Source organism: Halomonas beimenensis (genome assembly GCF_002549795.1).
In the GTDB taxonomy this organism is placed as follows: Bacteria; Pseudomonadota; Gammaproteobacteria; order Pseudomonadales; family Halomonadaceae; genus Halomonas; species Halomonas beimenensis.
This window is the reverse complement of sequence record NZ_CP021435.1, coordinates 2358925-2373185: the sequence shown is the minus strand read 5'-3', so window position 1 is coordinate 2373185 and position 14261 is coordinate 2358925. Positions and strand designations below refer to the sequence as shown.

The window sequence follows — 14261 nt, the reverse complement described above, 5'->3', positions numbered from 1 at the left end:
ATGGCCGATTAGCAGAGAGGCAGTTTATGAGCACACCCGCGACCCTTCCCGATTACCGCACCTATCTGGACAGCTTCTCCATCGACGACGTCATCGCCCGGCTCGATGATCATCGGGATGGCCGACTCAATGCCTTCGAGGCCTGCTGTGGCCGCCACCTTCGCGAAGGACGCGGGGAGGTGCCGGCGCTGGTGCACGAGGACACCGAAGGCCGGGTCACGACCCTGAGCTACGCCGAACTGGCCGCCGAGAGCGAGAAGCTGGCCGGCTGGCTCGCCAGTCGCGGCCTGGGGGAAGGGGATCGCATCGCCTGCATGCTGCCCCGTTCCCCTCAGCTGCTCATCGCGGTGCTGGCCACCTGGCGGATCGGCGCGGTCTATCAGCCGCTGTTCACCGCCTTCGGCCCCGATTCGGTGGAATATCGCCTGGGCCGCGCCGACACCAAGCTGGTGATCACCGATCACGCCAATCGCTTCAAGTTCGATGGGCTGGCCAGCTGTCCGCCGGTGCTCACCGTGGAAGGCCCCGATGCCGAGCACGCCGACGATCTGGACTGGCAGCAGGCCCTGGCCCATGCCCCGATCACCACCGCGCCGCCTCGCCAGTCGCCCGAGGCGCCCTTCCTGCAGATGTTCACCTCCGGCACCGTGGGCAAGCCGAAAGGCGTGGCGGTGCCCCTGTCGGCGATGCCGGCCTTCGCCCTGTACATGGAGCTGGCCATCGGCCTGGAGCCCAGCGACCGCTTCTGGAACATGGCCGATCCGGGCTGGGCCTACGGCCTCTACTACGCCATCGCCGGGCCGCTGCTGCTGGGGGTGACCACCCACTTCTGCGAGGCCGGCTTCAGCGCCGAGGGCGCGCTGGCCTTCATGAAGCGCCACCGCATCACCAACTTCGCCGCCGCGCCCACCGCCTACCGGCTGATGAAGGCCTCGGGGCTGTTCGACGATGCCCACGAGACCCTGGCGCTGCGCCGTGCCAGCTCCGCCGGCGAGCCGCTCAACACCGAGGTGGTCACCTGGGTGGAAAGCGCCCTGGGTTGCCCGGTGATGGATCACTACGGCCAGACCGAGACCGGCATGACCTGCTGCAACCATCACGCCCTGGAGCATCCCAAGCACGTGGGGGGCATGGGCGTGCCGATGCCCGGCTACCGGCTGGCGATCCTCGATGCCGAGTACAAGGAGCTGCCTCCCGGCGAGCCCGGCGTGCTGGCGGTGGACATCGCCAACTCCCCCGCGCATTTCTTCGCCGGCTACACTTGGCAGGAAAAGCACCCCTTCGCCGAGGGCTACTACCTCACCGGCGACGTGGTGATGCGCAACGAGGACGGCACCTTCCAGTTCGCCGGCCGTGACGACGACATCATCACCACCGCCGGCTACCGGGTGGGCCCCACCGACGTGGAGAACTCCGTGCTCACCCATCCGGCCGTGGCCGAGTCCGCCGCCGTCGGCCAGCCCGACGAGATCCGCGGCGAGATCATCAAGTCCTATGTGGTGCTGCGCGAGGGCTTCGAGCCGAGCGACGAGCTGGCCGACGAGATTCGCCAGCAGGTTCGCGAGCGCCTCTCGACCCATGCCTTCCCGCGGGTGATCGAATTCGTCGACACCCTGCCCAAGACACCCAGCGGCAAGATCCAGCGCTTCAAGTTGCGCGCGGATGCCGCCGACAAGGCGGAGACCCCTGCCGCCCAATGATCGTGGAGATCCATCGATGCAAGTGAAGGACAACACCTTTCTGATCACCGGCGCCGCCTCCGGGCTGGGGGCGGCCACCGCCGAGCGCCTGGTGGCCGGGGGCGGGCGCGTGGTGCTGTGCGACCTCAGCGACGCCGTCGAGGCCCATGCCGAGCGCCTCGGCGAGGCGGCCCAGGCCGTGCGCGGCGACGTCACCTCGGCCGACGACATCCAGGCCGCGGTGGACGCCGCCGTGGCCCTCGGCGGCGACCGGGGACTGGCCGGGGTGGTGCACTGCGCCGGCGTGGTCAGCGTGGCCAAGGTCCTCGACCGCGAGGGCCATCCTGCCGACCTGGAAGCCTATGCCCGCACCGTCCAGATCAACCTGGTGGGCACCTTCAACGTCATGCGTCTGGCCGCCGCGGCCATGGCCAGGAATGCCCCGGGGGTGGACGGAGAGCGCGGCGTGCTGATCAACACCGCCTCCGTGGCCGCCTTCGACGGCCAGGTGGGGCAGTGCGCCTACAGCGCCTCCAAGGCCGGGGTGGTGGGCATGAGCCTGCCGGCGGCCCGGGAACTGTCGCGTCACGGCATCCGGGTGATGGCCATCGCCCCGGGGGTCTTCGAGACGCCGATGATGAGCGACATCCCCGAGGAGGCCGTGGAGGCCCTCTCCGCCTCGGTGCCTTTCCCCAAGCGACTGGGCAAGCCCGACGAGTTCGCCCGGCTGGCCGAGCAGATCGTCACCAATCCCATGCTCAACGGCGAGGTGATCCGCCTGGACGGCGGCATCCGCATGCAGTAGCCGGGCTTCGCCCGGAGCTGGAAGATCGCCCCCTTCGCGGCCGTAAGCTGGAAGCTTGAAGGAAACCCCGACCGGGCTTCGCCCGGAGCTGGAAGAGCGCCCGCTTCGCGGGCTTAAGCTGGAAGCTCGAAGAAAAACCTTGACCCCATGATGTCGGGGTTCATGCTGCCTTCCAGCTTCCAGCTTCCAGCTTCCAGCTTCCAGCTTCCAGCTTCCAGCTTCCAGCTTCCAGCTTCCAGCTTCCAGCTTCCAGCTTCCAGCTTCCAGCTTCCAGCTTCCAGCTTCCAGCTTCCAGCTTCCAGCTTCCAGCTTCCAGCTTCCAGCTTCCAGCTTCCAGCTTCCAGCTTCCAGCTTCCAGCTTCCAGCTTCTTCGCTCTCGTTTTAAAACGAACGCTTGACTTGATCCGTCGTTCGGCGCTAGTTTCAAACACATGTTTGATCGCGGCCATCGCCGCCCTGCGACTCCGAGGAGAGACGAGATGCCCGACTACCAGGCCCCGCTGCGCGACATGCGTTTCGTGATGGAAGAGCTCCTGGACTACCCGGCCCACTATGCGCGCCTGCCCGGCGGCGAGGACGCCACCCCGGACGTGGTCTCGGCGATCCTGGAGGAGGGCGCCCGCTTCGCCCGCGAGGTTCTGATGCCGCTCAACCAGAGCGGCGACCAGGAGGGGTGCCGGCTGGAAGGGGGCGAGGTCAAGGCGCCCAAGGGCTTCAAGGAAGCCTATCGGCAATACGTGGAGGGCGGCTGGCCGAGCCTGGCCGCGGACCCGGACCAGGGTGGCCAGGGCCTCCCGCATTCGCTGTCCCAGATCCTCTCGGAGATGCTGGCCTCGTCCAACCTGGCCTGGGGCATGTACCCGGGGCTGTCCCACGGCGCCTCCGCCGCCCTCCACCACCACGGCACCGAGGACCAGAAGGCCACCTACCTGACCAAGCTGGTCGAGGGCACCTGGACCGGCACCATGTGCCTGACCGAGCCCCACTGCGGCACCGACCTGGGGCTGCTCAAGACCCGGGCGGTGCCGACCGACGGCGATGCCTACGAGATTTCCGGCACCAAGATCTTTATCTCCGCCGGCGAACACGACCTGGCCGAGAACATCGTCCACCTGGTGCTGGCCAAGCTGCCCGACGCCCCGGAGGGCTCCAAGGGCATCTCGCTGTTCGTGGTCCCCAAGTACCTGCCGGATGCCGAGGGCCATCCCGGCGAGCGCAACGGCGTGACCTGCGGTTCCCTGGAGCACAAGATGGGCATCCACGGCAATGCCACCTGCGTGATGAACTTCGACGGCGCCAGGGGCTTCCTCGTGGGCGCTCCCCACAAGGGCCTGGCCTGCATGTTCACCATGATGAACGCCGCCCGCATCGGCACCGGCATCCAGGGCCTGGGGCTCGCCGAGACCAGCTTCCAGAACGCGCTGGCCTATGCCCGGGATCGCCTGCAGATGCGCTCGCTGTCCGGTCCCAAGGCCGCGGACAAGCCCGCCGATCCCATCATCGTCCACCCCGACGTGCGTCGCATGCTGCTGACCCAGAAGGCCTTCGCGGAGGGCGGGCGCATGCTGGTCTATTACGCCGCCCAGATGATCGACGTGGTGGAACATGGCCAGGACGTCGCCGAACGCGACCGTGCCGAGGCCCTGCTCGGCCTGCTGACGCCGATCGTCAAGGCCTTCCTCACCGAGGTGGGGTTCGAGGCCACCAACGAGGGCGTTCAGGTCTTCGGGGGGCATGGCTTCATCCGGGAATGGGGCATGGAGCAACTGGTGCGTGATGCCCGCATCACCCGCCTCTACGAGGGCACCACCGGCATCCAGGCCCTGGACCTGCTGGGGCGCAAGGTGCTGATGAACCAGGGCGAGACCCTGAAGATGTTCACCAAGGAGATCCACAAGTTCTGCCAGGCCGAGGAGGCCACCCCGGGCATGGCCGAGTTCGTGCGCCCGCTGGCCAAGCTCAACGCCGAGTGGGGCGAGTTGACCACCGGCGTGGGCATGAAGGCCATGACCGATCGCGAGGAGGTGGGCGCCGCCAGCGTCGACTACCTGATGTACGCCGGCTACGTGACCCTGGCCTACCTCTTCGCCCGGGCCGTCAAGCAGGCTCGCTCGGCGCTGGAGGCCGGCACCGAGGAGGCGCCCTTCTATCGTGCCAAGATCGATACCGCCCGGTTCTACTTCGACCGGCTCCTGCCGCGCACCCGGGCCCATGCCCAGATGATCCAGGCGGGAGCCGAATCGCTGATGGCGATCTCCGCCGACGACTTCGGCCTGGGCTTCGAGATCTGATTCCCGACTCTCTCCGACCGGCTTCATCGATCGGGACTGTTGCGGCGGACGACTGTCCGCCGCGTTTTTTCGTTGGCCGACGTCGCGCTGGAGTCCCTGCCGGGAAACGACCATGCTCTGATCAGGCCCGGGTCGTCGATCGCCTCCCGAGCCTTGCGTTCATCGTGCGGGAGATCACGGCCATGAAAGCCGACGAACTGAAATCACGCCAGGCGCCCCTGAAGCGACGCTATGCGCAGGAGCCCGAGGCCGCCCTGGTGACCCTCGAGGCCCGGGGGCGACTCGGCGAGGGCGTCACCTGTCGCCTCGAGACGGGCAGGGCGCTGGTCGAGGCGGGGCTTCATCCGGCGACCGGCGGCAGCGGGCACGCCGCCTGTTCCGGTGACATGCTGCTGGAGGCCCTGGCGGCCTGTGCCGGGGTTACCCTGGGCGCGGTGGCCACGGCCCTGGGGATCGACCTGCGGGACGGGGAGGTCTTCGTCGAGGGCGACCTGGACTTTCGCGGTACGCTCGGTGTCGCCAAGGACGCACCGGTGGGGTTCCGGGCCGTCCGCCTGCACGTCGCCCTGGTCACGGATGCCGACGAGGCCGAGGTCGACACCCTGCTGCGCCTGACGGAGCGCTATTGCGTGGTCTACCAGACCCTGAGCCGGGGCGTGCCCATCGACATTTCCCGGCGGGTTCGCCCGCCCGAGGCCCTGCCCTGAGCCAGCCCCCGGCAGCCGGGCGCCGGGGGTGCGGGCGGTGAGGCCGGCCGCCAGGGGGCCTCGCGGGTCATTTCCACTTGATATTGCAGCCCATCGACGGCTTCTGGTCCGGGTCGGGTGCGCGCCCGGCCAGCACGGCGTCCGCGGCGGCGCGCAGATCCGCCCCGGTCACCGGCGTATCCTTGCTGGGTCGACTGCCGTCGAACTGGCCGCGATAGGCGAGCCGATGATCCCGGTCGAACAGGAAGAAGTCCGGCGTGCAGGCGGCCTGGAAGGCGCGGGCCACGTCCTGGCTCTCGTCGACCAGATAGGGGAAGGTATAGCCCCGGGCCTCGGCCTCCTCGATCATTCTCTCGGGACGGTCATCCGGGTGCGCCCGTGGGTCGTTGCTGTTGATGCCCACCACCGCCAGTCCCCTGGCCTGGTACTCCCGGGTGAAGTCCGCCAGGGCATCCGCCACGTGCTTGACGAAGGGGCAGTGGTTGCACATGAAGATTACCAGCAGGGGCTGGTCGGGGTAGTCGTCGCTGCCCACCGTGTGGCCTTCGGCATCGGGCAGGCGGAAGGGCGGCAGGGGGCTGCCCAGCTCGATCATGTTGGAGGGAGTGAGGGTCATGGGGCCTCCGGCGTCGAGGGTGTCGACTTTCATCCTAACAGAGACGCGCCCGATGCCGACGGGCTCAGGGATAGCCCAGGGCCAGGCGCAATCGGTCGGCATGACTCGCGACCCAGTCGGGGTCGATGGGCCCCCAGTCGCGAATCACGTAACGGCCGATGTTATGGCGCTGGCCGGGCTCGGGCTCGAACTCGCAGCGGATGTCCAGCTCGGCCAGGGCGGTCAGGGTGTCCTGGGCGGTGCGGCGAGGCATGCCGGTGGCCTCCATGATCGCCGGCACGCTCGCGGTGCCGGCGGGGCCCAGGTGGGCGACGTAGAGACGACGATAGAAGCTCGATTGGGTCTTGCTGAGTGCCATGGGGGAGAGTCCCGGAGTATGAACCCCTCAGGCTGACACGGGCCGGGTGGCATTGCCAGTCTCGGCCGGCGCCCCTGGCCCGAGCGGCACCGCCCCGATCGGGGGAGACTTGATCGGGATCAACACATCGGGACCGGAAAGGGCCATGCTTACCCGAGAAAGCTGCGACTGCCGTTCCCCGTCCTGCGTCCATTGAACGACGCCCGGGAGGAACCCCCCATGGCCTGGAATGTCTTCGTCGTCGGCCATGACGACCTGAGTCGACGCCTGCTGCCGACGCTGCGCCATGCCGAGGACTATGCGTTTCATGGATTGCTGCCCCTGGACGAGGCGGTCCATGCCCAGGAGTATCATTTCGACCGCCTGGTGGCGGATGCGCTGGACGAACTGGAGCGCTTCCCCGGCTCGGTGGATGCCATCGTCGGGGTCTGGGACTTCCCGACCACGGCGCTGCTGCCGGTGCTGCGCGACGCCCTCGGTCACCGGGGACCCTCGCTCGAGGCGGTGCTGAAGTGCGAGCACAAGTACTGGAGTCGCCTGGAGCAGTCGAAGGCGGTACCGGAATGCGTGCCCGCCTTCCAGGCCCTGGATCCCTTCGACGAGCATGCCATCGACACCCTCGAGGTGGACTATCCCTTCTGGATCAAGCCGGTGAAGGCCCATTCCTCCCAGCTGGGATTTCATATCGCCGACGAGCGGCAGCTTCGCGAGGCTCTGCCGCTCATTCGCAAGGGGATCGGCCGGTTCGGCGAACCCCTCTCCGAGGTCTGTCGCCATCTCGACCTGCCCGACGAGGTGGCCGGGATCGACGGCCACCATTGCGTGGTCGAGCAGATCATCTCGGCGGGCCGGCAATGCACCCTGGAAGGCTATGTCCAGGACGGGAGGGTGGAGGTGACCGGCATCGTGGACAGCGTGCGCGACCGTCAGCACCGTTCCGTGCTGATGCGCTACGAGTACCCCAGTGCGCTCCCCGACCCCGTCCAGGCGCGTATCATCGAGCTCAGCCGCCGGGTGATGACGCATATCGGCTACGACGATGCACCCTTCAACATCGAGTTCTACCATGAAGAAGAGAGTGATCGCCTCTGGCTGCTGGAGATCAACGCGCGCCTGTCGCGCTCGCATGCCGCGATATTCCAGCTGGTGGATGGTGCACCGCACTTCCAGGTGATGGTGGACGTGGCCTTGGGCATTCCGCCTCGCATGCCGTTTCGCGAGGGCCGCTACGCCGTCGCCGCCAAGCAGATGCTGCGGGTCTTCGAGAACGGCATCGTGCGGCGGATCCCCACGGCGGAGGAGATCGAGCGAGTCGAGACGGCGCACCCCGGCACCCTCGTCGAGTTGAACGTCCGGGAGGGGATGCGTCTGACCGAGCTGCTGCACCAGGATTCCTTCTCCTGGGAGCTGGGGGTCCTGTTCACCGGGGCCGAGGATCGGGATGCCCTGCGACGGCGGATTCGCGACTGCCAGGACGCGTTGCCCTTCGAGATCGCGTCCCTGTCATCGGACGGCGAGGAATGATTCTTTCCGGCACCCGGTATGGCGGCGTGTGCAGGAGGCGGCGATGCGAGAGATCAGCGACTTTCCCCACGAGGTCGAGTGCCGGGATCCGGTATGGATCCCCATGCGGGACGGCACCCGGCTGTGCGCCCGGATCTGGCTGCCGGCGGGCGCCGAGACGGGCCCCGTGCCCGCCATCCTCGAATACATCCCCTACCGGCTGCGGGACGGTTCCGCCCGCCGCGACGCCATCCATCACCGTTACTTCGCCGGCCACGGCTATGCCGGGGTGCGGGTCGACCTGCGGGGCAGCGGGGACAGCGAGGGTGTGCTGGAGGACGAGTATCTGGAGCAGGAGCTGGCCGACGGCGAGGACATCCTGCGCTGGCTGGCCGCCCAGCCCTGGTGCGATGGCGGCGTGGGCATGATCGGCATCTCCTGGGGTGGCTTCAACGGCCTGCAGCTGGCCGCCCGGCAGCCCCCCGAACTCAAGGCCGTGATCACCGTCTGCTCCACCGATGATCGCTATGCGGACGACGTCCACTACATGGGCGGCTGCCTGCTGGGCGACAACCTCTCCTGGGCGTCCACCATGTTCGCCTACAACTCCCTGCCGCCGGATCCGAGCGTGGTCGGCGAGCGCTGGCGGGACATGTGGCACCAGCGCCTCGAGGGCAGCGGCCTGTGGCTCGCCACCTGGCTCGAGCACCCCCATCGGGACGCCTACTGGCGGCATGGCTCCATCTGCGAGGACTTCTCGAAGGTACGGATCCCGGTGCTGGCCGCCAGCGGCTGGGCCGACGGCTACTCCAATGCCGTGATGCGCCTGCTCGAGCACCTGCCGGGCCCGACCCGCGGCCTGGTGGGGCCGTGGAGCCACAAGTATCCCCACCTGGGCGAGCCCGGGCCGGCCATCGGCTTCCTGCAGGAATGCCTGCGCTGGTGGGATCAGTGGCTCAAGGACGAGGAGCGGGGCGTGCTCGAGGACCCCGCCCTGCGGGCCTGGATGCAGGACAGCATGCCGCCCACCACCCGCTATGGGCACCGGCACGGGCGCTGGGTGGGCGAGCCCGACTGGCCCTCGCCGCGCATCGAGGCCTGGCGGCTGCCGTTGGCGCCGGGGCGGCTGTCGCTGGACGGCCAGCGACGCCGCGAGAGCTGGCCGCTGACGGTTCAGTCGCCACTGACCTGCGGGCTCTTCGCCGGCAAGTGGTGTTCCTACGCCGCCGGCCCCGACCTGGCCCACGACCAGCGAGAGGAGGACGGTGGTGCCCTGACCTTCGACAGTCCCCCCCTGGGGGAGACCCTGGAGATCCTCGGGGCCCCGGTCCTGGAGCTCGACGTGGCCGCCGATCGTCCCGTGGCCATGGTGGCGGTGCGCCTCTCCGACGTGGCGCCCGACGACAAGGCGACCCGTGTGACCTATGGCCTGCTCAATCTCTGCCACCGCGATGGCCATGCCAGCCCCGAAGCCCTGACGCCGGGGAAGCGCTACCGGGTCCGGGTCCAGTTCAACGACATCGCCCAGGTGTTCCCCAAGGGGCATCGGCTGCGCCTGGCGATCTCGACCTCCTACTGGCCGCTGGCCTGGCCGCCTCCCGAGCACGTGCGGCTGACCATCCACGACCAGGGCATCGCCCTGGTGCTGCCCCGGCGTCCCCGGCGCACGGAGGACGCGGCCATCGCCTTCCCCGAGCCGGAGGGCGCGCCGACCATCCCCGTGACCCCGCTGGAACCGGAGCACCATAACTGGTACGTGCACCGCGACCTGGCCGAGGATCTCTCCACCCTGGAGGTGATCAACGATCGCGGGCGAGGGCGGCTGGAGGATTCCGGGCTGGAGGTGCAGATCCGCTCGGTGGAGACCTACCGCTCTCGGGACGACGACTTCGACTCCGTCCAGGGCACGACCCTCTGGGAACGCTCGTTGAAGCGGGACGACTGGGAGGTCGCCACGGTCACCCGCACCGTGCTCACCTCGGATCCGGCGTATTTCTACCTGCATGCGACCCTGGACGCCTACGAGGGCGAGCGGCGAGTCTTCTGCCATAGCTGGGATCGGCAGATCCCCCGCCGGCTGGTGTAGTCCCCTCAGTCCCGTCGGAACCAGCCCTTCATGGCACCGGTGATGCGGCGCATGTCGTCCTCGGGGGTGATGTAGGCCGGCATGGTGTAGAGCCAGCGGCCGAAGGGGCGCAACCACACCCCCTGCTGCCGGGCGAAGGCGGCCACGCCCTGGAGCGCGGCGGCGTCGTGGACCTCGATCACCGCGGTGGCGCCGAGCACGCGCACGTCGGCCACGTCCGGATGGGCGCGCAGCGCCGCGTCCTCCAGCAGCTCCTCGCGCAGCACGGCGTTGAGCGCCCGGATGCGGCCCAGGTAGTCGTCCTCCTCGAACACCGCCAGGCTTTCCAGTGCCACCCGGCAGGCCAGCGGATTGCCCATGAAGGTGGGGCCGTGCATAAAGGCGTGTTCTGAACTGTCACCGATGAATGCCGAATGCACCCGATCGGTGGCCAGGGTGGCGGCATGGCCCAGGTAGCCGCCGGTCAGGCCCTTGGAGAGCACCATGATGTCCGGGGTCACGTCGGCGTGGTCGGCGGCGAACATCCGCCCGGTACGCCCGAAGCCGGTGGCCACCTCGTCGAACACCAGCAGGACATCGAATTCCTCGCAAAGCGCGCGGGCGCCGCGCAGGTAGTGCGGCGAGGTCATGTTGAGCCCGCCGGCGGCCTGCAGCAGCGGCTCCATCAGCAGGGCGGCGATCTCGTGCTGATGCGCCTCCAGCACCGCGCGCAGGGCATCGAGGTCCGGCCGGACGTCCGCCTCGTCGGCGTCGAAGGGGGCTCGGGGCGCCGGGGCGAAGTGATGCTGCGGCAGGAACCCCGAGAACAGCGAATGCATGCCTTCCTCGGGGTCGCAGACCGCCATGCAGCCGGCGGTGTCGCCATGATAGGCCTTCATCAGCGAGAGCATGCGGGTCTTGCCGGGCCTTTCGCGAAGCCGGTGGTACTGCACGGCCATCTTCATGGCCACTTCCATGCCCACCGAGCCGCTGTCCGAGAAGAAGACGTGGTCGAGCCCTTCGGGCGTGATGCGCACCAGTTCCCGGGCCAGGCGATCGGCGGGCTCATGGGTCAGGCCGCCGAGCATCACGTGGCACAGCTCGTCGGCCTGGTGCTGGATGGCCTCGACCAGCCGGGGATGCCGGTAGCCGTGGATCATGCACCACCAGGAACAGGTGGCGTCGAGCAGCGACTCGCCGCTCTCCAGGGTGAAGCGCGGTCCCTCGCCGCCGACGACCTTGGGGGCGGGAGCCTGTGTCTTGAGATGGGCATAGGGGTGCCAGACGGGGGACGTCATCGGGCCTCCTGCAGTGAACTCGAACGTCGCCACCGGATCGCCCGGCGTTCCGATGGCCTGTGACCGCCCTCACCATACATGTAAACCATGGCGTTATGAAGGCGTTTACTAAGAGGTGTCCCGTTCTCGATGGCGCATGGTGTCGATCCGGCCCATGGCATAGGCTTTCCGCAAGGGAAGCATCATGTTGCCGGGGAAGGATGTCATGTGTGGTCGTTTCGCGCTCTTCAGCCCCTATCCCGCCCTCTCCCGCGCCCTGCGCCTGCCGCTGGCGCCGGGGAAGGTCATCCCGCGCTACAACGTGGCGCCGGGGACCTGGATCACCGGGGTGCGTCATCCCGACGAGCCGGCGCCCCTGGTGATGGACGACCTCTGGTGGGGCTATCGGCCGCACTGGGCCAGGGAGACGTCCCCGGAGCCCATCAACGCCACCGTCGAGAAGGTGGCCACCTCTCCCTACTTCCGTGGCGCCTTCGCCCATCATCGCTGCCTGATACCGGCGGACGGCTGGTACGAATGGCGGCCGGCGGAGGGCGGGAAGCAGCCGTACTTCCTGTGCCGTCGGGACCGTGAGCCGGTCTGGCTGGCGGGCATCTGGAGCGAGCGGCCGGACGGCAAGCCGGGGTGCGCCATCCTCACCGAGCCGGCACGTGGCGTGGCCAGGGAGATCCATGGCCGCATGCCGGTGGTCCTGGACGCCGAGAGCCTGGCGCCCTGGCTCGATCCTCGCGTGACGGAGCGCGAGACGCTCCGCGGTGCGGTGCATCATCTCGCCGCGGAGGCGCTCACCCACTGGCCGGTGAGTCACCGGGTCAACCGGCCCGTCAATGATGAGCCTTCCCTGATAGCGCCTGCTGCCGGGTAGGGGACGAGCGCCGGTTTCAGGTCCGAACCCTGGGTAGCTCGCCCCAGCGGGTGGTCCATCGCGGCGTGCGGTGGGCGCAGCGCAGGTGCCAGGCGGCGTTCTCGCGCGGCACGCCGAGGCGTACCGTCCCGCGGCCCATTCGCCGGTTGAGCGCATCCAGGGTGGCCATCAGCCGGTGGTCACGATCGCGCCGGGCGGCGCCTTCGGGAGTATCGAGCAGCGGGAGCTGCCGGCGGTTGGCGTCCACCAGGTCGAGCAGCATCACCCCGGCCTTCATGAACCGGTAACCGCGGCGGTAGATGGCGTCGAGGCCCTGCCGGGCGGCGGCCAGGATCGGGCGACTGTCGTCGGTGGGTTCGGCCAGTTCGATGATGCGGCTGGGCGAGTACTGGGGCAGGTCGGCGCGGTGGGGGTGGGTCTGGAGGAAGACCAGCACGGCGCGGGCCAGGCTGTCCTGACGACGCAGTTTCTCGGCGCCGCGCTGGGCGTGCTGGCGGATCGCGTCCTGCAATTCGGCCGGCTCGCCGGTGAGGCGGCCGAAGGAGCGCGAGGTCATGATGCGCCGGCGGGGCTCGTCGGCGTCGTTGAGCTCGATGCAGGGCAGCCCCTGGAGCTCGCGCACGGTGCGCTCGAGGGTGACGGAGAAGCGCCGGCGGAGGGGCCCGGGGTCGGCCTGGCGCAGGTCCCAGGCGGTCTCGATGCCCTGCAGGCCGAGTCGCTCGACCAGGCGCCGGCCCACGCCCCAGACGTCGCCCAGGGCGGTGCGCTCGAGCAGGCGGCGCGTCTCGTCACCCTCGGCGGCGAGCACGCAGACACCGTCGTAGCCCGGTTGCCGCTTGGCGGCGCGATTGGCCAGTTTGGCGAGGGTGCGGGTGGGGGCGACGCCCACGCCGACGGGGATGCCGGTGAAGCGGCGCACGTTGCGATAGAGCGTGCGGGCCAGGGCCCGGGTGGTGGCGGCATCGAAGCCGTCGAAGCGGACGAACATCTCGTCGATGGAGTAGGGCTCCACGCCGGCGGAGAACTCCTCGAGGGCCTCGCGCACCCGCGTGGACATGTCGCCGTAGAGCTCGTAGTTGGACGAGAGGAGGCGGATGCGGTCCCGGTCGACCAGGGGCCGCAGCTCGAAGGCGGGGGTGCCCATCGCCACCCCCAGGGCCTTGAGCTCCTCGGAGCGGGCGATCACGCAGCCGTCGTTGTTGGACATCACGCCCACCGGCACGCCCTCCAGGCGTGGCTGGAAGGCCCGCTCGCAGCTCACGTAGAAGTTGTTGCAATCCACCAGGCCGATCATAGGGGGTACTCGTGGATGACCGAGCGCACCACGCCCCAGACCTGGCAGTCCAGGTCCGTGACGGGAATCGGGGCATAGCGGTCGTTGCCGGAGCAGAGGTAGGGCCGACGGCCGAGGATCTCGTAGCGCTTGACGATCACCTCGCCGTCGACCAGCGCCACGAGGACATGGCCGGGGCGGGCGTCCACGGAGCGGTCCACCACCAGGATGTCACCGTCCTGGATGCCGAAGCCCTCCATGCTGTCGCCGCTGACGGTCATGAAGAAGGTGGCCGCGGGCCGCTTCACCAGCCGCTCGTTGAGGTCCAGGGTGCGGCCGACATAGTCCTCCGCCGGGGAGGGAAAGCCGGAGATCCCCGCGCGGATGGTGGTATGCGGATGGGGCAGGGCGCGCTGGGGCGGTGCCGGGGCGGGGGAGAAGGTCTCGGGATCATGCATGGCTGGCCCTCCATCGAAAGCTGTCTATTCATACAGTATTCGGCAGGAGGCCCCCATTAGGCAAACGCTAATATGCTGTCGTGCGAACCCGGGCGAGGCCCGAGGCGAGTGGCGGGACGAGACGCCGAGGCCTTCGGCCGGGGGAGGCCTTGCGGCGGCAGGAGGCCGCTGGCATGATATGCCACCTGTTCGGGCGCCTGCCCGATGCGTCGGTGGTGGAATTGGTAGACACGCGAGGTTTAGGTCCTCGTGCCTTCGGGTGTGTGGGTTCGAGTCCCACCCGACGCACCATCCCTCTTGATATCGGTCCCTTCCCTTCCGCCGGGAAGCGGCCCTGGTAGGC

Annotated in this window: 13 protein-coding genes and 1 tRNA gene; 8 read left to right on the top strand and 6 right to left on the bottom strand. The window is 68.9% G+C overall.

The genetic code is table 11. The features are described from left to right. The first annotated feature begins 26 nt into the window (after nt 1-26). Together BEI_RS11160 and BEI_RS11155 are read left to right on the top strand one after the other, a co-directional pair. Nucleotides 27-1700, top strand: coding sequence for an AMP-binding protein (locus tag BEI_RS11160; protein WP_097789602.1), 1674 nt, complete (start codon nt 27-29; stop codon nt 1698-1700). Nucleotides 1701-1716: 16 nt separating this feature from the next. Continuing rightward, nucleotides 1717-2484, top strand: coding sequence for an SDR family NAD(P)-dependent oxidoreductase (locus BEI_RS11155; protein ID WP_097789601.1), 768 nt, complete (start codon nt 1717-1719; stop codon nt 2482-2484). Nucleotides 2485-2597: 113 nt separating this feature from the next. Here the strand turns inward: BEI_RS11155 and BEI_RS19280 are convergent, their stop codons facing one another. Beyond that, complete coding sequence (locus tag BEI_RS19280; protein ID WP_227644450.1) at nt 2598-2933, bottom strand: hypothetical protein; 336 nt, start codon at nt 2931-2933, stop codon at nt 2598-2600. A 30-nt stretch (nt 2934-2963) separates the two neighbouring features. Here BEI_RS19280 and BEI_RS11145 point away from each other — a divergent pair, with 30 nt between their 5' ends. Next, on the top strand, nt 2964-4775 hold the full coding sequence (locus tag BEI_RS11145) for an acyl-CoA dehydrogenase C-terminal domain-containing protein (RefSeq protein WP_097789600.1): 1812 nt from the start codon (nt 2964-2966) through the stop codon (nt 4773-4775). Between the two features lie 182 nt (nt 4776-4957). Beyond that, nucleotides 4958-5482 carry an OsmC family protein gene (locus BEI_RS11140; protein WP_097789599.1) on the top strand — a complete coding sequence of 175 codons (525 nt, stop codon included), beginning with the start codon at nt 4958-4960 and terminating at the stop codon, nt 5480-5482. Nucleotides 5483-5549: 67 nt separating this feature from the next. On the opposite strand, the gene BEI_RS11135 is transcribed toward BEI_RS11140, so the two are convergent. Then, a complete protein-coding gene (locus BEI_RS11135) occupies nt 5550-6098 on the bottom strand; it encodes a thioredoxin family protein (RefSeq protein ID WP_097789598.1) in 549 nt (182 codons plus the stop codon). Nucleotides 6099-6162: 64 nt separating this feature from the next. Then, on the bottom strand, nt 6163-6456 hold the full coding sequence (locus tag BEI_RS11130; protein ID WP_097789597.1) for a winged helix-turn-helix domain-containing protein: 294 nt from the start codon (nt 6454-6456) through the stop codon (nt 6163-6165). A 219-nt stretch (nt 6457-6675) separates the two neighbouring features. On the opposite strand from BEI_RS11130, the gene BEI_RS11125 reads away from it, so the two are divergent. Together BEI_RS11125 and BEI_RS11120 are read left to right on the top strand one after the other, a co-directional pair. Then, nucleotides 6676-7980, top strand: coding sequence for an ATP-grasp domain-containing protein (locus BEI_RS11125; protein WP_097789596.1), 1305 nt, complete (start codon nt 6676-6678; stop codon nt 7978-7980). A gap of 43 nt (nt 7981-8023) precedes the next feature. Then, the gene (locus tag BEI_RS11120) at nt 8024-10045 is read left to right on the top strand and encodes a CocE/NonD family hydrolase (RefSeq protein ID WP_097789595.1); all 2022 of its coding nucleotides are present in this window, start codon (nt 8024-8026) and stop codon (nt 10043-10045) included. Nucleotides 10046-10050: 5 nt separating this feature from the next. Here BEI_RS11120 and bioA read toward each other — a convergent pair whose 3' ends face one another. Beyond that, on the bottom strand, nt 10051-11322 hold the full coding sequence (gene bioA / locus BEI_RS11115; RefSeq protein ID WP_097789594.1) for an adenosylmethionine--8-amino-7-oxononanoate transaminase: 1272 nt from the start codon (nt 11320-11322) through the stop codon (nt 10051-10053). 205 nt (nt 11323-11527) lie between these two features. Between bioA and BEI_RS11110 the strand changes: the two genes are divergently transcribed. After that, nucleotides 11528-12187, top strand: coding sequence for an SOS response-associated peptidase (locus BEI_RS11110; protein WP_097789593.1), 660 nt, complete (start codon nt 11528-11530; stop codon nt 12185-12187). 16 nt (nt 12188-12203) lie between these two features. Here BEI_RS11110 and BEI_RS11105 read toward each other — a convergent pair whose 3' ends face one another. Both BEI_RS11105 and BEI_RS11100 read right to left on the bottom strand, forming a co-directional pair. Beyond that, a complete protein-coding gene (locus tag BEI_RS11105; protein ID WP_097789592.1) occupies nt 12204-13481 on the bottom strand; it encodes a Y-family DNA polymerase in 1278 nt (425 codons plus the stop codon). Next, the gene (locus tag BEI_RS11100; RefSeq protein WP_097789591.1) at nt 13478-13918 is read right to left on the bottom strand and encodes a LexA family protein; all 441 of its coding nucleotides are present in this window, start codon (nt 13916-13918) and stop codon (nt 13478-13480) included. The genes BEI_RS11105 and BEI_RS11100 overlap by 4 nt, the downstream gene beginning before the upstream one ends. Nucleotides 13919-14124: 206 nt before the next feature. Here BEI_RS11100 and BEI_RS11095 point away from each other — a divergent pair. After that, nucleotides 14125-14209: transfer RNA gene (locus BEI_RS11095), tRNA-Leu, on the top strand. Nucleotides 14210-14261: the final 52 nt, after the last annotated feature.